Origin of the sequence: Olsenella sp. KH3B4, assembly GCA_900111695.1 — a bacterium.
In the GTDB taxonomy this organism is placed as follows: Bacteria; Actinomycetota; Coriobacteriia; order Coriobacteriales; family Atopobiaceae; genus Tractidigestivibacter.
In genome coordinates this window covers 23,396-44,726 of sequence record FOHD01000013.1, presented here as the reverse complement: position 1 = coordinate 44,726, position 21,331 = coordinate 23,396, and the positions used below count along the sequence as shown (strand labels likewise).

15 protein-coding genes are annotated in these 21,331 nt (G+C 63.6%); 1 reads left to right on the top strand and 14 read right to left on the bottom strand.

Annotated elements, in window-relative coordinates; translation table 11 throughout:
- Positions 1–22: 22 nt before the first annotated feature.
- The 3 genes from BMX94_RS10090 to BMX94_RS10080 all read right to left on the bottom strand — a co-directional run bounded on the left by BMX94_RS10090 (position 23) and on the right by BMX94_RS10080 (position 3,470).
- Entirely contained in the window at positions 23–1,015 is a 993-nt protein-coding gene (locus BMX94_RS10090; protein WP_091006180.1) for a hypothetical protein, read from the bottom strand.
- A complete protein-coding gene (locus BMX94_RS10085) occupies positions 1,008–2,246 on the bottom strand; it encodes a coiled-coil domain-containing protein (protein ID WP_091006177.1) in 1,239 nt (412 codons plus the stop codon). Before BMX94_RS10085 ends, BMX94_RS10090 begins: the two co-directional genes overlap by 8 nt.
- A gap of 171 nt (positions 2,247–2,417) precedes the next feature.
- A complete protein-coding gene (locus BMX94_RS10080; RefSeq protein WP_091006175.1) occupies positions 2,418–3,470 on the bottom strand; it encodes a nucleoid-associated protein in 1,053 nt (350 codons plus the stop codon).
- Positions 3,471–4,377: 907 nt separating this feature from the next.
- Between BMX94_RS10080 and BMX94_RS10075 the strand changes: the two genes are divergently transcribed.
- The gene (locus tag BMX94_RS10075) at positions 4,378–5,391 is read left to right on the top strand and encodes a hypothetical protein (protein WP_091006172.1); all 1,014 of its coding nucleotides are present in this window, start codon (positions 4,378–4,380) and stop codon (positions 5,389–5,391) included.
- 526 nt (positions 5,392–5,917) lie between these two features.
- On the opposite strand, the gene ligA is transcribed toward BMX94_RS10075, so the two are convergent.
- The 11 genes from ligA to BMX94_RS10020 all read right to left on the bottom strand — a co-directional run bounded on the left by ligA (position 5,918) and on the right by BMX94_RS10020 (position 21,287).
- Positions 5,918–8,146, bottom strand: a complete 2,229-nt coding sequence (ligA, locus tag BMX94_RS10070) for an NAD-dependent DNA ligase LigA (RefSeq protein ID WP_091006170.1) — start codon at positions 8,144–8,146, stop codon at positions 5,918–5,920.
- 149 nt (positions 8,147–8,295) lie between these two features.
- Positions 8,296–9,177, bottom strand: a complete 882-nt coding sequence (locus BMX94_RS10065; protein ID WP_091006167.1) for an ROK family protein — start codon at positions 9,175–9,177, stop codon at positions 8,296–8,298.
- Between the two features lie 151 nt (positions 9,178–9,328).
- A complete protein-coding gene (locus BMX94_RS10060) occupies positions 9,329–11,959 on the bottom strand; it encodes a heavy metal translocating P-type ATPase (protein ID WP_091006163.1) in 2,631 nt (876 codons plus the stop codon).
- A gap of 71 nt (positions 11,960–12,030) precedes the next feature.
- Complete coding sequence (locus tag BMX94_RS10055) at positions 12,031–12,348, bottom strand: metal-sensing transcriptional repressor (protein ID WP_091006161.1); 318 nt, start codon at positions 12,346–12,348, stop codon at positions 12,031–12,033.
- Between the two features lie 195 nt (positions 12,349–12,543).
- Complete coding sequence (locus BMX94_RS10050; RefSeq protein WP_091006158.1) at positions 12,544–14,007, bottom strand: DUF2130 domain-containing protein; 1,464 nt, start codon at positions 14,005–14,007, stop codon at positions 12,544–12,546.
- Between the two features lie 132 nt (positions 14,008–14,139).
- Positions 14,140–15,789: a trypsin-like peptidase domain-containing protein gene (locus BMX94_RS10045; protein WP_286160090.1), complete on the bottom strand. Its 1,650-nt coding sequence runs from the start codon at positions 15,787–15,789 to the stop codon at positions 14,140–14,142.
- Between the two features lie 364 nt (positions 15,790–16,153).
- Positions 16,154–16,828: a response regulator transcription factor gene (locus BMX94_RS10040; RefSeq protein ID WP_091006155.1), complete on the bottom strand. Its 675-nt coding sequence runs from the start codon at positions 16,826–16,828 to the stop codon at positions 16,154–16,156.
- 251 nt (positions 16,829–17,079) lie between these two features.
- Positions 17,080–17,946, bottom strand: a complete 867-nt coding sequence (locus BMX94_RS10035; RefSeq protein WP_091006152.1) for an amino acid ABC transporter ATP-binding protein — start codon at positions 17,944–17,946, stop codon at positions 17,080–17,082.
- Positions 17,936–19,408: an amino acid ABC transporter permease gene (locus BMX94_RS10030; RefSeq protein ID WP_091006149.1), complete on the bottom strand. Its 1,473-nt coding sequence runs from the start codon at positions 19,406–19,408 to the stop codon at positions 17,936–17,938. The genes BMX94_RS10035 and BMX94_RS10030 overlap by 11 nt, the downstream gene beginning before the upstream one ends.
- 81 nt (positions 19,409–19,489) lie before the next feature.
- Entirely contained in the window at positions 19,490–20,341 is an 852-nt protein-coding gene (locus tag BMX94_RS10025) for an ABC transporter substrate-binding protein (RefSeq protein ID WP_091006146.1), read from the bottom strand.
- 94 nt (positions 20,342–20,435) lie between these two features.
- Entirely contained in the window at positions 20,436–21,287 is an 852-nt protein-coding gene (locus tag BMX94_RS10020) for an ABC transporter substrate-binding protein (protein ID WP_286160089.1), read from the bottom strand.
- Between the last annotated feature and the right edge of the window lie 44 nt (positions 21,288–21,331).

Below are 21,331 nucleotides of genomic sequence, written 5' to 3'. Positions count from 1 at the left end.
GTCCGTCTCGCAAGCGAAGCGTCTAGACGGTGCCGCTGGCTTGGTTCATCTTGCCGCCAGTTGCCTGGCCCTCGCGGCCATGCGGCTGGCGGCGAATCTTTACGCTGAGGTACGTGCAGGCGCCGTAGAGAAGGGCGTCGGTGAGGGAGCTGGACTGGACGCTTCCCAGGCCGCCCGTGGTGAGGATTACCGTCACAAGCTGAACCACCGCATAGCCAAAAGAGATGGCAGAAATCAGGAGGAACGGCCCGATCTTCTCGGGCTGGTTGGCTCCACGCAGGCCAAGAAGGCCCACAAGCAGGTTGACCCCGGCGGACGCAAGGCCAAGCCCAAGGGCCTTGGGGGCAAGGTCGCCCGCAGAGAGACGAGACTCCGCAAGGGTGACTTGCGCGGAGGGGTCCATCTGCGAGACGGCGTACCACACGATAAGGGTGATCACGGCGTTGAGCACCGCCGTCACGATGATGACCTGCGAGATGAGCCTCAGTGCGCGCTGGTGACCGCCCAGCATGAAGGACTCCCCTCGCACGCCCTCGTCATGCTCGCGCTGCACGCGGTCGGCGAGCGAGGAGCACACCACCACGTAGGTGATGGTGGTCGAGAGCACGATGGGGTTGAAGATGAGGATGGTCCCCGCGCCCCAGCTCCAGAGAATGGCAACGAGAAGCACCAGGCCAACCAGATAGCAGAGGAAGCGATAGGGCCCAACGCGCCCGGAGTCGCGCGACGCGGCAAACCCCAGCCAGGCCGTCGCAAGGAGCAGTGCGCCAGCGGCAAGGGTGACAATGGCAAGGCCCATGGGCGACCAGCCGGAAAGCGTGACGCCGGCGATGGTGAGACCGGAGTCCGAGGCATCCGCCTGCCCCGTCACTGCCGCAAAGAGGATCAGGCCTCCGGCGAGCAGCACCACTCCGCCGAGAATGCCCATGACGGCAGAGACGATGCCGAGCGTCGCCTGTGCGGGAGTCTGCGGAACAGAGGCAACCTCGTCCTTCTCAGCAGCCGCCCTACGCAAGGGCGACGCCTCCCAACCAGCCCCAGCGCGGAGTGGCGGTGACGCCAAACTGGCTGATCCAGGAGTCCAGGCTCTGCGTGGTAATGACGCCGCTTAGGCAGTGCCTGACGGTACCGTTGCCCACGTAGATGCCAATGTGCCCGTACAGGCGCGCAGCGGCGGAGTAGGGCTCGGTAGGCACGGCGATGATCATGCCCGCCTGGATGGATGACCTGTTCGAGCTTGTGCAGTACGACCAGTACATGTCGCAGGCGTTGCCGCCAAACGAGCCCACGCCCGCGTTGGCAAAGACGTTGGAAACCCAGGCGGCGCAGTAGCCCGCGCCGGTAGCTCCCGTGCTGTACGCGGCCGAGATGACTGCCGCCTGGGAGCCGGAGGCTCCGGAGACAACGGTCACCGGGCCGCTTGAGCTACTCGAGGAGCGAGTGCTCGCCACGCGGCGGGCCTCCTCCTGCGCGGCAAGAAGCTCGGCGTTGCGCTGGTCGATGAGGCTCTGGACGTTGGAGTTGAGCTGGTCAACGAGGGTCTGGGCCTCGTCCTGCTTGGCCTGGACGTCAGCGAGCTGGGACTCCTGCTCGGTCTTGAGCTGGTCGAGCTGGTCCTTCTGGGACGTGAGGTCCGCCTGCTTGGACTCGAGGGCGGCCTTGTCGTCCTCGAGCTGCGCCTTCTGCGTCTCGAGGTCTGCCTTGAGGCTCTTGACCTCATCGATCATGGCGTTGTCCTGCTCGGACACCTTGTCGAGATAGTAGATGTTGGACGTGAGCTCCTCGAAAGATGCCGATGAGAGAAGCAGGTCAAGGGTGCTGGCGTTGCCGGACTTGAATGCCGCGGACATGCGCTGGCCCAGAACCTCCTGCTTCTGCTCGATCTCCTGCTGCTTGGTATCGATGTCCTGCTGCTTTGCCTCGATGTCCGCCTCTTTGGCGTCTATGTCCGCCTGGGTCTGGTCAATTTGAGCCGAGACGTCATCAATCTGGCCGACGGTATCTGAGAGCTGAGCAGAGAGGTCCGATACCTCCTGGCTGATATGGTCAAGCTGTTCCTGCGCGGCGTCGGCGTCCGACTGTGCGGCGTCGATGTCCGACTGGGAGGTGGCGAAGGCGGCAGCGGGGCTGGCAAATGCGAGCACGCCCGCGCCGATAAGCAGCCTGAAGGCATCCCTGCGCGTGACGGTACGCGCGGGAGCGAGTGCGTTGGACGCACGTCGGCTGCTGGTGCCGCTAGTCTGCATGAGGCCTCCTAGAGTACGGATGGGTTGCGTATAGGTCACGAATGCCATTCTACTCGTTCGCCTGGAGTCGGACGAAAAACACATGGGCCGGACGGCCAACGGCAGGCGGCGCAGCCGGGTTGCTGGCAGGCGCGCGATTGCCGGCAGCAGGCGGTGCCGTCGCCACAGCCCCTAGCGGTTCTCGATGCGCGCCACGTTGCTGATCACAATCGAGATGCTGCCATCCTCCTGGTGTGAGAACTCGATGTAGCCCGGGCGCTCGGCCAACTCTGAGGGGAAGGCAATCTCCACCCCGGTATCGGTGCGTATGCGATGCGTGCGCGTCAGACGGTTGGCGGCACCGCGGCGCACCGGCACCTCCTCGGGCAGCTCGCGCTCGCGAGTGCGCTCCTCGAAGCGCTGGGCCATCTCGGGATTGTCCTCGAACACCTCACGGCCAACGTCTGCGGGCTGGATTGCCTCGTCGGTGTCCGCGTGGCGGGCAAGCGCAGCCTTTGCGCGCGAGACCTCGACGGCAGGCGTAAGGCCGTACTCCTCCGAGAGGTCCTCCACGATGCTCGTGACCTCGTCGATGACCTCGTGGCTCGAGGCCTCTTGGGAGCACTGCAGGAAGAGCTCGGGGATAATCTGGCGCGATTCGCCGGCTACGCTGCGCTCCTTGTCGTGGAAGTCGATGGCCAGCGTATCAGCGTCGATGAGGACGTAGGCGTCAACCTTCTGGGTGGGGTTGGGCAGCGTGGCATCCTGCCGGGCAATCTCGTTGCCGTTCTCGTCCACCTCGTGGATGAACGCCTGCTTTCTGGGGAGAAGCACTACTGCAAAGAGCCGGGTTCCCTCGGACTCGTAGGCGTCTGCGACCTTGTCCTCCTCGGCGTTGTCGGAGGCGCGCATCTCGCCGGTGTCCGTGAAGTCCGCGACGAGCAGGTCGCACTGCTCGAGGTCCTCCGCCCGACGAAGCTCCTCCCAGAACCACTGGGCAATCTGCACGGAGAAGTCCACGAACGGCACCTGGCCGGCAAGGTACTCCTTGAGGCCGGAGGCAAAGTTGCTCTCGGGGGCAAAGGTGCCGTGCTTGCTCTCGGCGCTCGAGCGAATGCGGCGCAGGCGGCGGGTGACGTAGGAGCGCGTCTGGCGGTTGTCGAGGTCAAGCTCGCGCTCCGAGAAGAAGGTGCTGCCGCTATCAAAGTCAAAGACGTGCAGTATGGCGTGGCCGATCCTGAGCATGTGCCCTCGCATTCCCTTTGGTGCGCCGCTCGCCCCGTGCGGACCCGACGCGCGACCAACAAGGATACCGCAGCGGTATGCGGCAAGACAGCGGGGCTTTTTGCGAAGGCAGCGGTCGCCGATCGACGCAGAAAAGGGCGAGCGCCCTTCCGGGCGCCCGCCCACCTACGTGATACTTTGGACTCTCCCCCTTAGGGAGGTCGCTCCCGTGCGGGATGCGACAACAGTGAAAGGCACGTGCTATCTAAGATGGCTCGCTCGGTGCGAACCCGTTCTCCGTTCCTCTCGTGGTATTAGGAACCTGTCTGGGGTTGTCGGTTCTTCACCGACCGGAGAAAAACGATGCGCCTGCCCTCTTTGTGATTCACGTCGCTGCCTGTTCAGCGTATTCGCGGTGCCACCGTATCGACTTTGACATTGCGAGGGATCTGCTACCGCCTCTGGGGTGAATTCATGCATCCAAAGGCAGGCGCTTGTTTGAACTCTCGTCACTGCCCATCGGAATGCACCTCCTACCTCGGTCGTCCTTGCTGAGACGACTCCTTTACTTACTGTCTTTATAGCCAATCTCGAGGACTTTGAACCCTGGAGCACGCATTTGTGCCGCAAGCGGTGGCCTATTGTCCGCGACGGACACAGCCGTGCAAAGTCTTTGCCGAGGTGGGATACTTAGAAATTGGTGTGAGACCGAATGAATTGAGTCGCATCCGCCTACCTCGCATGCTCCTGGATACACCCGCAAACCCGCGATGGCATAATTACCAGAACCTTGCCTGTTGCTGTCAAAAATTCTTTTGCGCCCACCGATTAGCCCAGGCTTTTGCACTTCGCGAACATACCCTCTCCTTACGCGCGTTGGCACCGTGCCGCATGTCGAACGGCAGCCGTTTGCGGATGGGAGACTCTCGTGCAAAAGAAACTTATCGTCGCTGGCAGAACGCTTGACCGCCTCATATGCGCTATGCACGAGGGAGATGTGCTTTTCGAGCCGTGTCGGGTTTCGTCGCTGCCTCCGGGATCCTGTGTGAAATCGCAAGAAGAGTTCAACCAGGTGAGTCTCTATAACCTTCGCTGGCTGCTCGAAAGTCAGGGCAATCGGCCCCTGGAGCTTTTCGTATCCTCAAGTAGCGAGCGACGCGCAGACTCGGCAGTGCAAACATACGTACTTCCTCAGAGCCTTCCGCGAGGCGCGCTCGTCCACCTGAGAGACAACATCTATGCCCTCTCCCCCGAGCATTACTTCATCTGGAAATGCCGCCAGTTGCCAGACATGATCGCGAGGTTGCTCCTCTGCGACGAGCTGTTGGGCCGTTACTCTCGACCAACACCTGGTGAGACCAACCCCACCTGCACATACTTCAACGAACCCCTCACCTCAAAGCACAGACTTATGGCGTACCTCGATCGCGCAAAGGGAGTCTATGGAGTAAACCAAGCACGAGATGCAGCGTACTGGTCAGTCGACAACTCCTATTCGCCGATGGAAACCGCACTCGCTTCTGCAAATCTTCTGCCATTACGCCATGACGGCTGGGGTTATACGTTTCCGCAGCTCAATCCAATGCTCAGCGTTCCGGAGGACAAGCGGCACCTTACTCACTCAGATACCTTCATGCCTGACGTCTTCTGGCGGTTGTTTCGACTGGACCTTGAATACGACAGCAACGAGCGACACGACTCCATTGCCGAACGCAAGAAAGATGCCATACGCAAGAGCGACATCGAGACGCTGGGCTACAGAGTCATCCCCGTGCATCCCGAGGAGCTTTACAGCTTTGAAGAGGCGGAACGGCTCCGCCTCAAGATCGGCGAGCACATGGCGCGGACCTCAGGCCGGCTAATGAGGGAGCATCTTCGTAGGCTTGACAACCCCGAACTTGCAAAAAGAAGGCGAGCGCTTCTACAAAGGTTGCTCCCATAGGAGATAACTCGAAGCCGAGCAAGAAGCCTCAGGCAAATTACGTTCAAAAGTGAGGTTGTGTGTAAGTAGGTCGCGGCGAGAGATGCACATTTGGCTTACTTGGCGCGCGAAACCCAACCTAACCCACCATGGTAAGTAAGAAAACAATGAAAGGATCGCTCCCGGAATCCCTGGTGGCCGTTATAAATGCCCCGCGCTGTCCTGCACCAAGAAAAATAACCCACATATCCTAACTTTTGCACGTAATACTGGGGTTCCTGGGTGCGCAAGCGGTCTACGGGCGACCATAAGACGGTACAGGTGACCCCCAAAGTGAGGGCTTGGCAGCCTGCTGCGGATACTGTCCTTTCGGCGCCCGCCAAAACGACGCCGCAGCGCGGGTTTCGTACGGAGTTGCTGCCAAAAGCTGCCCTTGTAGAGCCAAAACGGCGCCATAGGGAGTGCTTTCGCAGCTTTCTCTGCTAAACATGTCCCTATGGCGCCACCGCACTAATACCACGGCGTTATCGATCGAACTCAAGGGTAACTATACCTGCGGCACCTCGCCGGTCTCGAGAATGCGCTCGAGTGCCGTCTCGTCCAGCACGGGCACGCCGAGCGACTGGGCCTTTGTGAGCTTGGAGCCAGCGGCGGCGCCGGCAACAACAAAGCTCGTGCGCTTTGAGACGGATCCCGAGACCTTGGCACCCAGCGCCTTGAGCTGCGCGCCCGCCTCGTCGCGGGTAAAGTGCTCGAGCGTTCCCGTGAGGACAAAGGTAAGACCGGCAAGCGTCTGCGGACGCTCTGGCTCGGCAACCTCCTCCTCGAGGACCACGCCCGCCTCGCGCAGGCGCTCCAATACGCGGACGTTCTCGGGTACCGAGAAGAACTCACGCACCGATGCCGCAATCTTGGGCCCAATGCCATCGATCGCAGCGATGTCCTCCTCGCTTGCGGCCATAAGCGCCTGGAGCGAGCCAAAGTGGCGAGCGAGCAGCGTGGCCACGTTCGCACCAACGTGGCGGATTCCCAGGCCAAAGAGGACACGCGCGAGGCCGCGCTTGCGGGACTCGTCCACCTGGGCCATGACCTTCTCGGCTATCGTGCGTCCAACGAGGATGTCCTCGCCCTCGGTGTGGTCCTTGGTGCTCGTCTCGTAGGCGCGGCCTGTGGGCGTTTCCGCCAGCGCGTCGACGGTGAGCTTGTCGTAGTAGTCGGCAACGTCGGTAAGCACGCCGTTCTCGACCAGGCGACCCACCAGCTCGTCTCCCAGCCCATCGATGTCCATGGCGTTGCGGCTTCCCCAGTGGATGAGACGCTCGACCGCCTGCGCGGGGCAGTCAATGGAAACGCAGCGGTATGCGACCTCGCCCTCCTCGCGCACAACGGGGCTTCCGCAGCTGGGGCAATGCGTGGGCATCTGGAACTCCTGCGCGTCCGCGGGACGCAGCTCGAGCACGGGGCCCACGACCTCGGGAATCACGTCGCCGGCCTTGTGCACCACGATGGTGTCTCCCACGCGAACGTTCTTGCGGCGAATCTCATCGATGTTGTGGAGCGTGGCTCGCGCAATGGTCGAGCCCGCAACGCTCACGGGGTCGAACTCCGCAACGGGCGTGAGCACGCCGGTGCGGCCCACCTGGATGCGGATGTCGCGAAGGACGGTGCGCTTCTCCTCCGGCGGGAACTTGAACGCGATTGACCAGCGCGGTGCACGGGCAGTAAAGCCAAGCGCCGCCTGGCTCGCGAAGGAGTCGACCTTCACCACCACACCGTCAATGTCGTAGTCGAGATCCTCGCGGTGCGCGAGCGCGGTGGCGCAGAAGTCGTGGACCTCGGCGGCACAGGTGCAGCGGCGGGCGTTGGGGTTCACGTGGAAGCCGCAGCTAGAGAGCCAGTGCAGGAACTCCCACTGGCTGGTCACCGAAAGCGGCGACTCATCGGCCACGGCATAGATGAAGGTCTCGAGGTCACGATGAGCCGTGATCTTGGGGTCCTTCTGGCGCAGGCTGCCGGCGGCGGCGTTTCTCGGGTTGGCAAAGGGCTCGCGGCCGGCGGCGTCCGCGGCCTCGTTCAAGCGGACGAACGAGTGCTTGGGCATGTAGACCTCGCCTCGCACCTCGATGGAACGCCCAAGCCCGGCATCTGCCACACGCTCGAGGCCCTCGGGCGCAAGCGCGCGGGGCACGTCATGGATCGTGAGCACGTTTGCCGTGACGTTCTCGCCCGTCGTGCCGTCGCCGCGAGTGGCGGCGCGCACGAGCTGGGCATCGGTGTACGTGAGGGCCACACCCAGGCCGTCAATCTTGAGCTCACAGGTGTAGGCCACGGGGTTCTCCGGCGTAGAGCCCAGGGCCTCGTCGGTACGGGCAAGCCAATCGTCCAGCTCGTCCAGGTTCATGGCGTCGTCGATGGAGTACATGCGGCTGGCGTGGCGAACCGGCTCGAACTGCTCGGAGACGTAGCCGCCCACGCGCTGGGTGTAGGAGTCCGGCGTGACCAGCTCGGGATTGGCCTTCTCAAGGGCGAGAAGCTCTTGGAGGTAGCGGTCGAACTGGGCGTCCGTCATCTCTGGCGCGTCAAGGGCGTAGTAGGCGTACGCCGCGTGGTTGAGGATGCGGTTAAGCTCGGCGGCACGGGCGCGCGCCGTGCGAGCAGGACCGTTGGGCGTCTCGGCAGGCTTTTGGGCCGAGAAGGACGGCACGCCGGCGTCGCCAAAGAGCGAGCCTTGCGTTCCGGCCGCATCCGCGTTGATGGTGTTGGTCTTCTCAGCCATGCTGTCCCCTCTCGTGCCCGGCAATTACCAAGCAAGGGTAGCGCAAACAGCCGACAGAATTGGGGCCGCGCCACAAAGGACGCGGCCCCACAACGTGCTGAGAAGTTAGTAGGCACCCCTGCCCGCGGGCCGCCTCCAGCGCGCGGACCCTACCCGCGGGCGGCCTCAAGCGCGCGGCGGCCCAGCTCGATGCAACCAAGGACGCCCTGGTCGCCCTTGCAGCCTGCCTCGACAATGTAGGAGTCGATGTCCGCCAGCTCGGGCGTCACGAGGTAGCCGTTAAGGTTCTCGAGCACCTTTTTGCGCACCAGCGGGAAGAGCTGGGTCTGCTTCATCACGCCGCCGCCAAGCACGATGCGCTGCGGCGAGTAGCACAGCACGTAGGTGGCGATGCCTTGGGCAAGATAGGTGCTCTCGAGGTCCCAGACCTCGGGGCGATCGGCCAGCTCGAAGCCCTTCTTGCCCCAGCGGTGCTCGATTGAGGGACCGGCAGCCAGGCCCTCAAAGCAGCGGTCGTGGTAAGGGCACACGCAGTTGCCCTCGTCGCCTGGCTGGACCTCAAGCAGAATGTGGCCGGCCTCGGGATGGAGCATGCCATGGAGGAGCTGCCCGCTCACCATGACGCCCGCGCCGATTCCCGTGCCAATCGTGAGGTAGACCACGGTGTCGAGGCCCTTGCACGAGCCGTACGTGACCTCACCCAGGCAGGCAACGTTGACGTCGGTGTCGTAGCCAATGGGAATGTTCAACGGATTGAATGCGCTCAGGAAGTCGAAGTTGCGCCACGCCGTCTTGGGCGTCTCGAGGATCTTTCCGTAGCTGGGAGCTGCCGGGTTCACACCCGTGGGCCCAAAGGCGCCAATGCCCAGCGCATCGATGTTGTGCGAGCCAAACCACGCAACCATACGGTCCACGCAATCATGCGGCCCTTGGGTGGGAATCTCTTCGCGCTCAAGTACCTCTCCCTCGGGCGTCCCCACAGAGAGGACCATCTTGGTTCCGCCAGCCTCGAGCGCGCCGATCCTTGCCATCTTATCCCCCGTTCGCCTGGTGGCGTCGCATTCCCCAGCGCTCGCCACGTGAGACATGCCGCGCTAAGCATAAGGGCCTCGCGGCGAAATGCCCGCGAGACCCTTAAACGGCTTGTTCTTCGTGCCGAGAAGCACAGGGCACAACTGCGCGCTACGCGACCGTCGCCTCGTACCCGGCTTCCTTCACGGCCGAGACAAGCGCCTCGTCCGTGACCTCGGGAGATGCCTCAACAACGGCATCCTTGTCCGCAAGCGAGACCTTGACCGAGCTCACGCCCGGAACGCCCTCAAGAGCCTTGGTCACGTGGGCAACGCAGTGTTCGCACATCATGCCCTCAACGTTAAGCTTCTTCTCCATGGCAACGCTCCTCTCCTTGGCGGCCGCGAGACTGGCAGCCGCATCCTTAACTTCGACCGTACCTGCGGCATCGTGCTCCGCAACGGCCGGAATGACCTTTGTATCAACAGGTGCCGCATCGTCCTTGCTAGCCTGGCTGGGCTTCCAGACAAAGAGCCTGAGCGCGTTCGAGACCACGAATACGGACGAGAAGCCCATTGCCGCCGCGCCCACCATGGGGTTAAGCGTCACGCCCAGAGGCGACAGCACGCCCATGGCCACGGGGATGCAGATCGCGTTGTAGAACAGCGCCCAGAACAGGTTCTGGCGGATGTCTCGCATGGTTGCGTGGCTCAGCTCGATGGCAGTGGCGACGTCTGCCGGATCGGAGTGCATGAGAACCACGTCCGCCGAGCTAATGGCAACATCGGTGCCGGCGCCAATGGCAATGCCCACGTCTGCACGCGCGAGCGCCGGGGCGTCGTTGATGCCGTCGCCCACCATGGCCACCTTGTGGCCCTGGCCCTGCAGCTCGCGGACCTTTTGCTCCTTCTGGCTGGGAAGCACGCCGGCCACGACCTCGTCGACGCCCACCTGGCGGGCAACGGCCTCGGCGGTTTTGGCCTGGTCACCTGTAAGCATGATGGTGCGCACGCCCATGCGGCGAAGGCGCGCCACGGCAGAGGCGGAGGTCTCCTTCACCACGTCAGCCACGCCGAGAAGCCCCAACGCACGGCCGCCAAGCGCAAAGAAGAGCGGCGTCTTGGCCTGTGCGGCAAGCTCGTCTGCCTCAGCGGCAAGCGCCGAAACGTCCACCCCGACCGATGCCATGAGGCGGGCGTTGCCCGCGATGGCGGGGACCCCGTCGATCGTTGCACGCACGCCACCGCCAGCAACCTGCTGGAAGTCCACCGCACCTACGCCCTTGTCCGCCCCGGCGTGCGACTCGTCCACGAAGTCGCAAACGGCCTGGGCCAGCGGATGCTCGCTCTTACGCTCGAGCGCCGCGGCAACGCGGGCAAGCTCCCTCTCGGCCACTCCCGCGGCCAGGCGCACGTCGGTCACGCGCGGCTTGCCCTCGGTGATGGTACCGGTCTTGTCGAGCACCACGGTGTCCAGGTCGCAGGCGCCCTCCAGGGCCTCGGCGCTCTTGATGAGAATGCCCACCTTGGCGCCGCGCTCCGTGCCCACCATGATGGCTGTGGGCGTGGCCAGGCCCAGTGCGCAGGGGCACGAGATAACCAGCACCGAGACGGCGTGGTTGAAGGCCGTCGCAAAGTCGCCTGGGGCAAAGACGGCAATCCAGCCCAGGAAGGTCACGGCAGCTATTGCCATGACCACGGGGACAAAGACGCCCGCGATCTTGTCAGCCTGGCGCTCGATGGGCGCCTTGGAGCTGGTTGCCTCATCCACAAGGCGAATGATGCTCGCCAGCGCCGTGTCATCGCCCACGGCCGTGGCCTCCATGGCAAACCAGCCGCGCTGGCTCACGGTGGCGCCGGTCACGCGGTCACCCACGCCCTTCTCGGCAGGAACCGGCTCACCCGTGATGGCCGACTCGTCGATCGATGCGGAGCCCTCACGGATCACCCCGTCAACCGGCACGGACTCGCCGGCACGCACCACAACGACATCACCCACGCGCACCTCGTCGGTGGGCACTTCGACCTCCTGGCCGTCACGACGCACGCGCGCCGTCTTGGGCGCGAGGTCCATGAGCGCGCTGATGGCCGAGGTCGTCTTGCCCTTGGCGCGGGCCTCGAAGTACTTGCCCAGCGTGATGAGCACGAGAATGGTGCCAGCCGAGTCAAAGTACAGCGAGTGCATCATGGTGTAGTGGGCACCTTCGAGGTCCAAGGCGCCAAGCGCCAGGGCCATCTGGTAGACGCCCACCAGGCTGTAGGCGTAGCTCGCCGCCGACCCAATGGCAATGAGCGAGTCCATGTTGGGCGAGAGGTGCGAAAGCGTCTTGAAACCCATGACAAAGTAGCTGCGGTTGACAAAGAGCAAGCAGGTGGCGAGAAGGAGCTGCGTCACCGCGGAGGCCATCATGCCCGCCATGCCGGCGAGACCTGGGACCTCCGGCCAGCCAAGCATGGGGCCCATGGCCAGGTAGAAGAGGGGCACGCCAAAGACGATGGACCAGATAAGCTGCTTCTTCTTGGCGTCTATCGCCCGCTGGGCACCCTCCCTGGGGTCGACGAACGTGGTGTGCGATGCTGAGCCGCTTGTTTCCTGACGCGCGGACGCGCCATAGCCCGCCTCCTCGATGGCGGCGACAACCGCCTGGGCTGTCTTGGGACTGCCGTCATAGTCGAGCTCCATCGAGTTCTTGAGCAGGTTGACGTTTGCCTCGGTCACGCCGGGAACGCCGGACGCAGCCTTGCCAACCCGTGCCGAGCAGGCCGCGCAGGTCATGCCCGTTATGTCGAACGTTTGCTTCATGGTGCTTGGTTCCCTTCGCTGGTGCGTCCCTGGGAGCAGGGAGTTTATAGCCGGCCTCGCCGCGGCGAGACTCACATGAACTTCTTGAAGAGGCGCATGACCTCGTCGACGACCTCGGTGTCGCCCGCCTGGATGCGCTCGACCACGCAGGTCTCGAGGTGGTCCTGCATGACCTCGCGACTCACCGCCTTCACCGCAGACTCGACGGCAGCGAGCTGCGTCAGGACGTCACCGCAGTAGCGGTCCTCCTCGACCATCGCCTTGATGCCGTTGAGCTGGCCGATGGCACGGTTGATGCGGCAGGTGACGTCGTGCTTGAGCTCCTCGGAGCGCGGCGTCTCCTTCTTGTGGGCGCACGCCCCGCAGCACTCCTGTGGCTCGGAACCCATGCTGGCCTCCTTTCTCGTACGCGTGGGGAGAAATACACCCCACGGGTATCTATCAACGCGAGAGGATATACCCCTTTGGGGTACCAGTCAAACAAGAATGTCGCGTTTCTGTGGGGTCCGGGTGACGGCGCCGCCCGGATCTTGGACGGTCGCGCGGGCAGCAGTGCCGCCCGGGCGCCGGAAGGCCGCGCGGGGCTACTCCACCGCGTCCGGCTCGACGGCGTTAGCGGGATCTCCCTCGTCATGCCCCGCAGGATTGGCGCCTTCCCCTACCGTGACCTTTTCCGCGCGCACCTGTGCAGCCTCCTCGAACGCCGCCTTCATGGTCTTGTTGCCGTGCGTAAGGCGCCTGATGGTGAGGTCTTCCGCCTTGTCGTTTGCGAGTCTCAGCTGATTCTCTGACTTGGTAAGGCTCTCCTTCACCTTCTGCAGCGACGCGATGGAGCGGTCTATCTGGTCGATTGCCTCCGAGAAGCGCTTGGAGGCCTGCTCGTAGTTGCGGCCAAAGCCCAGCTTGAACTTTTCGAGCTTCTCCTCGAAGTTGGTGACGTCGAGGTTCTGTTGGCGCACCTCGGCAAGCTCGCGTCGCGCCGAGACGGCGTTCAGGCCGGCGTTTCTCAGCAGGCTGATGATGGGCAGGAAGAACTGCGGGCGCACCACGTACATCTTGGGGTACCGATACGAGACGTCCACAATGCCCGCGTTGTAGAGCTCGCTCTCCGGCTCGAGCGTGGAGACGAGCACCGCATACTCGCAGTGCTTGTTGCGGCGGTCGCGGTCGAGCTTGGCAAAGTGGTCCTCGTTGCGCTTGCGGTTGACGGAGTTGTCGTCCTCGTTCTTCATATCAAACATAATCGAGACGATCTCGGTGCCGGACTCGTCGCACTCCCTAAAGACATAGTCGCCCTTGCTGCCGTCGACCACGTCGTTGTCCTTGTGGAACTCCGCGCGCGGGAACGCCATCATGCGCACCTTGTTGAACTCGGACTCGCAGTGCTGCTCGAGCGTCTCACCTATGAGCTTGACCGAGAGGCGCGAGCGCTGGTTCTTGATGCGCTCTATCTCGTCGTCGCGGTCGCGGATCTCTTGGTCCTTGTACTTCTCCTGCTCTACCAGGCGCTGGTTGAGCACGGCAATCTCTTGGTCCTTCTTGGCCGCGACCTCCTGAACCTGGGACTCGAGCTCGACCACGCGACGGTCGCGCTCGGCGGTGGCGCGCGTCACCGCAAGCTCCTGCGCACCCTTGGCACGCTCCTCCTGCGCGCGGAGCTGCTCGGTGAGGCGCGCGATGCTTGCGTCCCTCTCGGCAAGCTGGCTCGCGGACTCCTGCCGAGCCGCGGCAAGCTTCTGCGCTGCCTCGTTCTGGGCCTGCGCAAGCCGCTCCTGTGCGTTCTTCTCGGCGGTTGCCTGCTGAACCCTGGCCGATGCCTGTGCCTGTTCAAGCTGCGAGGATAGCTTTGCCACCTCGGCGCGCAGGGCCTCCTCGGCCTTGGCGCGTGCTGCCTCGACAGCAGCAGCCTCGCGCTGCTCCATAAGGGCGCGCTGCTCGTCCAGCTGGCGCTTGAACTCGGCGTCGCGCACCTGCTGCAGAATCTGCGCGTAGCCCGCCTCGTCCACCTGGAAGACCTTCCCGCAGTTGGGGCACTTTATCTCGGCCATGGGACCTCCTTTTGCGATATTCCTCACTCAAGGGTACACGGCACGCGCGACACAAATAAGCGAGACAGAAAAGCGCGGCGGGAGCCCGTGGACCCTCGCCGCGCCTGTTATCGCCGTATGCCGGATGCCGCGCTAGGCCGCCCAGCCCTCAGCCGAAAGGGTCGTGGCCTCGGCGTTTGTGGAGTAGCTCGCGCAGTTGCCGGTGGTGTAGGAGCCGGTGGAGTTCTGGCGCTGCTGCAGGCGCTCCTCGATCCACTGCTCGAGCTCGTCCTGCGTGGTCCCGTTGGTGCCATTACCGTTCAGCCCGGTGCCGTTGTCGTTCAGACCGGTGCCGTTGCCGGTGGTTCCATTGGTCGTGGAGGAGTTCTCCTGCTCGCGCTGGGCCTGCAGGGCCTCGTCGGAGCCAAGGGTGACGGTGAGGTCCTTGGTCTCGGTGCCGCGCACGACCGTCACGGTAACGGTGTCGCCAATCTCATGCGAACGCACCGCGAGGACCATGCCGTCGGCTGAGGTGATCTCCTCGCCGTCCATGGCAACAATGATGTCGCCCTGCTGAATGCCGGCCTGGTCAGCGGGGCCGTTGGCGACAACCTCGGCCACGTAGGCACCCTGGTTCACGGACAGGCCGTTGGAGCGAGCGTTCTGTGCGTTCACGGTCTGCATGGAGAGGCCGATGTAGGCGTGCGTGACCTCCTGGCCGCTGATGATCTTGTTGGCGATCTCGACGGCGTAGTTGCCGGGGATGGCAAAGCCGATGCCCGCAAACGATTCGGTCGAGGACGAGTAGAGCGTTGAGATGCCCACGAGCTGCCCCTGGTCGTTCACGAGCGCTCCGCCGGAGTTGCCGGGGTTGATGGCCGCGTCGACCTGAATGAGGTTGGTGTAGATGGTGTCGCCCGAGCTGGACTGCAAAAGCTCGTTGCGGTACAGCGCCGAGACAATGCCCTCGGAGACGGACTGGTCAAGGCCAAACGGGCTGCCGATGGTCATGACCCAGGAACCCACGTTGAGCTGGGAGGAATCGCCAACCTCGATGGGGGTCACGGAGTCGCCGTTGAGGTCCGCCTTGATAACGGCGAGGTCGGAGGACGAGTCGGAGCCAACCACACTGGCCTCGTAGCTCTTGCCGTCAATGGTCACGCTGATGGCGGTGGCACCGTCGATCACGTGGTAGTTCGTGATGATGTCGCCGTCGGTGTCGAGAATGACGCCCGAGCCCAGGCCCTGGCCGCTGTCGGTCGTGACGTTCACCGATACCACGGAGGGCATCGCCTTCGCGGCCACAGCCTCTGCCGTCGAGGCGTCGGTGTCGTTCGACGTGATGTTGATGGTGCCGTTGCTCGAGCTGGAGCCGCCTGAGGTCGAACCGGCGCCCGTCGAAGCCGAGGGCTTGCCAAAGAAGCCCGTGAGGCCAAGTACCAGCACGAGAACAAGCGCAGCCACGACACCCGAGATGGCGCCGGCAACGATGGGCTTGCTCAGGCCGCCTTTCTTCTCGAGCCCGGGCTTATCGTCCTTGCCCGTGCCGCCCGTCGCGGGAGGCTGTGACACGGGCAGCGGTTGCTGCGCCGTCTGGCCAGGCTGCTGCTGGCTTGCGTCAACGTAGCCGGCGCTCGGGGAGTACGCCGCGCCCTTGCCGCCGTAGTTCGCGTAGTCGTAGCCCTGCGTGGGCTGAGACTGCGTTGGCTGAGCCTGAGTTGGCTGGGCACCCTGACTCTGCTGAGGGGTCGAGCTGGCGCCTGTCATGCCCTCTCCAGGCTTGCCCGTGGAATAGTCTGCCATGGAAACGTCCCACCCTTCGTGTGTATCGGTCGCTTGGCGACCGGTCGCTTACGCAAGTGAATGTACCCCGATATTTAGGCGGAGCCACACTGGTCATGGCATCGTCACGCTCGTGAGACAAGGCTTTTGTGTTCCTGAAAATGCAGAGGCTCCCCGGTTGCTGTCGCGGCGCCGTCCGGGCAGCCGCGGCGTTGCCGGCGCGGCCGTTGCGCGCGGAGTTTATCGCTATTTCTTAAAACTGCGCCACCGCAACTGGGAAAACGTCCGAGCCGATTAAGAAAAAGCGATATTCTCCGCAGAGAAGCGGCAACAAAAAAGGGCTGCCCTGCGGCAGCCCCAGAAGTCACGTTACTCAAACTCCCCGTTACACGCGGAAGAGGTACCCCACGCCGCGGATGGTCACGATGTGCGCCGCGACCTGCGGGCCAACCTTGGAGCGCACGCGACGGATGTGCACGTCCACGGTGCGCGTTCCGCCGCAGTACTCGAAGCCCCACACGCGGTGCAGCAACGTCTCGCGCGAGTACGCACGCGACGGGTGCGTGGCCAGAAACGACAGGAGCGAATACTCCATGAGGGTAAGGTCGACGGGCTTCTCGTCAATGTAGACCTGATAGGTTGCCAGGTTGATGGTCATGTTGTCCACGGTCACAATGTCCGCAGGCGCGCTCTCCTCGCCCGGCCACAGCAGCAGCGAGCAGCGAACCTCCAGCTCGTCGACGCCGGCAGTGGAGAGAATGAAGTCGTTCTTGCCCTGCGTGGGCATGCGCATCGAGGAAAGCTTGTCCGGGTCCTGCACAAGCAGCATAGGAATGAAGCCGTTCTCGGCGACAAAAGAATCCACAGCGTTTAGCGTATCCTGCGACATTCCATCTGCGTCGAGAATGACGAGGTCAAACTCGTGACCAGAGGAGACAGCCTGAGAGAAGGTCTCCTCATTCGCTAGGGCAATGGAGACGTCGATGGCATGGGAGAGGTCGCGCATGCGGTCGTGCAGGCGCGTGGTACCCGATATGAGCAGGATGTTCTTGTGATGCACTCGTAGCCCCCTGCCGGTAGGTCAAAGCTGTTACAGCATGTTCATAGTCCAGGGAACAGAGTAGCACAGCAGCACACGCGGCTGGCAAACCACAACAAAAACCAAATGAAGTGCAGCTAGTAAGGGGTGCCTCGCTCGGCAACTGCCCACGAGGCACCCCCACATCACAAACTGTGCACATATCTTGCAACAGGGCGAACCTGTGCTACACGCCAGCGCATGCGCAGGCGCCGCACCCAGCCTCCTCGACGCTAGCCGATGGACCCCAGGAACTCTGCCGTGCGCGCGTTCTCGGGATGATCGAAGACCTTCTCGGGAACGCCCTGCTCCACAACCACGCCGTCCTCCATGAAGACAACGCGGTCGGCGACCTCACGAGCGAAGTCCATCTCGTGCGTGACCACGATCATGGTCATGCCGGAGTTCTCGGCAAGGTCGCGAATGACGTCGAGGACGCCGCGCACCAGCTCCGGGTCAAGAGCGCTCGTGGGCTCATCGAAGAGCAGCACGTTGGGGTGCATGGCCACAGCGCGGGCGATGGCCACGCGCTGCTGCTGGCCGCCGGAGAGCTGGGGCGGTTTGAAGTCGGCGCGATCTGCAAGGCCAACGGCCGTGAGCTGCTTTATGGCCTCGGCCTCGGCGTCTTCCTTGGAGCGCTTGAGGACCTTGGTCTGGCCAATCATCACGTTCTGCTTGGCGGTGAGGTGCGGGAAGAGGTTGAACGACTGGAACACCATGCCAACCTCACGGCGCAGCTTGTTGACGTCGGTCTTGCTCTGGCCTGTGATCTCTTGGTCCTCGATGAGGATGTGACCGGCCGTGGGGGTCTCGAGCAGGTTGATGCAGCGCAGCATGGTCGACTTGCCTGAGCCGGACGGCCCCAGGACCACCACGACCTCACCCGGCCACACATCAAGGTTGACGTCGCGCAGGACCTTGGTGTCATCGAAGGACTTGTTGAGGTGCTCGATGCGCACGATGGGGTGCTCGCCCTCGGTGAAGTGGTGCTTCGTAAGGGTCTGATCCGAGGCGAAGGCGAGACGGGCCGCCTCCTCGGCAGAGAGGGCGTCGGGCACGACGGGCGCGTCCTCGTGCGAATGATGGTGCTTACTCGCCATCTGCGACACCTCCAAGGTCGACGGTGGGATGCGAGATAAACGGCGCCGAGAGGGCCGCGAATACGTCGCCGGCGGGCTTGCTGGCCTCGGTGTGGGAGACCACGGCTGAGGCGGCCAGCTCCTCCTCGGCCTCCTTGGGCTCCTTCGACGCCCCAGCAGCGGCGCGACGCTTGGGCCTGGGGCCGCCGCCACGCTCGGAACGGGCGATGTTGTTCTCGACGATGCCAACAACCTTGATGAGCGGTAGCGTCACGATGAGGTAGTAGATGGCAGCCGCCATGTACGGTGTGATGTTGCCCGAGGTGGTAGTGAGGTTCTTCGAGAACATCATGAGCTCCATGACGCCCACCGAGGAAAGCAGCGACGTGTCCTTGTACGAGGTGATGAAGTCGCTGGTCACCGTAGGAATCACGCGGCGGATGGTCTGCGGCAGGATGATAGAGGTCATGGTCTGGAAGCCGTTCATGCCCAGAGAGGCTGCGGCCTCATACTGGCCCTGCGGGATGGACTGGATGCCCGCACGGAAGATCTCGGCCAGGTAGGCTGACGAGTTCACGGCCATCACAATGACGCCCAGGACGTTGTTGTCAATGTTGATGCCAACCATGGGCAGGCCGAAGAACATGATGTAAATCTGCAGGAAGAGCGGCGTGCCGCGCAGCAGGTTGATGTAGCAGATGGCGATGGCACGCAGCACCTTGTGACGGCTGGTCTTGAGCATGGCGAAGGCCAGGCCAAGCAAGATGGCAAAGGGATAGCAGATAAGGACGATGCACAGGCACACGAGCCAGCCGGGGAAGAGCGACGCGAACGACGTCAACAGCAGCTGGGGCTTGAAGAACATGCCCAGGAACGGGTTGGAGTTCCAAGCCGCGACCCAGGGCTGGGCGTCAAGCCAGTTCACGGCCGCCTGAAGCGGCGTGTTTGCGATCACCGTGATGGCAGCGGAGTCGTCGAGCGCGTGCGACTGGCCGTCTGCGGTGGTGTAGCTGCCCGAGACCACGTAATCGCCGCCCTCTGCAGGGAACTGCATGCCCGTGACCTCGAGGCGCACGAGCGAGCCGGCAGGGATGTCCTCGGAGAACTGCACGCTCATCGAGTTGCCCGCGGAGGTCGCGGTGCCCTCGATGCTCGTGCGGTTGAGACCGTCGAGCACGGTAACGCGCGTGCTGGCGTGGTCGAAGGTCGCGCCGTCCGGGAGGCTCAGCGTGACCGTGGAGACCTGCTCGTCGTCGCCGACGGTTCCCTCCCAGGTGAGGCGCGTGTCAATGGCGCCGATGACGCCGGTACCGCCGTCCTCGTTGGGGCGCGCAGTCGCCTTGTTGGTGCTCATGGCAAGCGCGCTTGCGGGCAGGGCGGCGAGCGTGGCGACAAGGACGAGTGCGGCCGCAAGGGCGAGGGCAAACGCGGGCACGCGCCGGGTGCGGCGGCACTCCCCTCTCGTCATCGCGTTCTCATGCATGTGTGCCAAGGTGATCTTGCTCCTGACTGGAAAGCGGGGCCACGTGGCCCCGCCGTCGAATCGCTTCCTCAGTTGTGCCTGCTAGATGGTCGAGCCGAACCACTTGGTCTCGATGGAGTCCATCGTGCCGTCGCTCTTCATGTCCTCGAGCGCCTTGTTGATGGCCTTGGTGAGGTTGGGGTTGTCCTTCGAGACCGCGATGCCGTACTGCTCGCCCGTGGGGATTTCCTCGATGATGTCCAGGTCGGAGAAGGAGTTGGAGAGCATGTACTTGGCGACGGGGAGGTCGACGACCATGGCGTTGTAGAGGCCGGTCTGGACGCCGGTGAGGGCGGCCGTGACGTCGTCGACGGGGACGCGGGTGGCGTTGGGGAGGTTCTCGGTGATCCAGTCGTCACCGGTGGTGCCGCCCTGGCAGACAACCTGCTTGGAGGCGTCGTTCAGGGTCTCCTCGGTCTCGGCGGAGCCCTTCAGGGCAACGATGGCCTGGTTGGAGTCGAGGTAGGGCTCGGAGAAGTCGACGGAGTCCTCGCGCTCGTCGGTGATCGTGATGGCAGCGATGGAGACGTCGGCCTTGCCGCCCTGCTTGATGAGGGGCACGAGGGTGTCGAACTTCTGGTTGGGCAGGTACTCGCACTGGAGGCCCATCTTGTCGGCGACGGCCTTGATGACGTCGACGTCGAAGCCCTCGGGATCGCCGGTCTTGTCGTCCATGTACTCGAACGGGGCAAAGCCCAGCTCGGCGACGACGGTCAGGGTGCCGTCCTTCACGAGCGTGTAGGAGTCGTCGCTCGAGGAGGTCGAGGCGCTCGAGGAGTCCGTGCTCGCGGAGGAGCTGCTGGTGGAGCTGCCACCGCAGCCCGCGAGGACCGCGCTGCCCGCAAGTGCGCCCGCGGCGAGAATGAACTGACGCCTGCTCATGGAGTTCTTCATGGTGTTCCCTTCCTATTGCTTGTCTTCCCGCCTTGGGCGGTCGGTGTTTCCCCCATTGTTGCCGCCCGACGTTACGGGCGATGGACCCGGACCGTTACAGGTCTGCTCCAAACCACTTGGTCTTGAGGTCCTTGAGCGTGCCGTCCTCATCGAGCTGGGCAAGGGCATCGTTGATGGCGCTCGTGAGCGCGGGGTTGGACTTGGAGACAACGATGCCGTACTGCTCGCCCGTGGGAATCTCGATGGAGACCTGGCAGTCGGTGAAGGAGTTGTTCACGAGGTACTTGACCACGGGAAGGTCGGCCACGGCCGCGTCGTAGAGGCCGGACTGGACGCCCGTGAGCGCCACGACAGGGTCATCGAGCGAGACGCACGTGGCGTTGGGGAGGTTCTCCTGCACCCAGGACTCGCCGGTGGTGCCGGCCTGGACGGCGACCTTGACGTCTGCGGAGTTGAGGTCGTCCTGCGTGGTCTTGGTAGCGGTCTTCGCGGTCACAAGGCCCTGGTTGGAGTCGAGGTAGGGATCGGTGAAGTCGATCTCCTGCTTACGCTCGTCGGTGATGGTGAAGTTGGAGACGCCCACGTCGGCGGTGCCGCCCTGCTTGATGGTGGGGATGATGGTATCGAACTTCACGGGCGAGAGGTACACGCTCGTGAGGCCGAGCTTCTCGCCGATCGCCTGCATGAGCTCGACCTCGAAGCCCGCAGGCTGGTTGGTCGAGGTGTCGGTGTAGTCGAGCGGCGGGTTGGCGAGGTCGGACGCGATGGTGAGCTGTCCGTCCTTGACCAGGGTGTAGGTGTCCTGCGAGGCTGAGGCAGCATTTGAGCTGCTAGAGGTGCCCGTTGAGGACGAGGCGGAGCCACAACCGGCAAGTGCCGCCGTGCCCATGGCTGCCATTGCGCACGCGAGAAAATCGCGACGCGTGAGTGACGCGAGCTGCTTCATGAGATGCTCTTCTCTCTGACGTGAGGGGAACATTACGGCCTTGA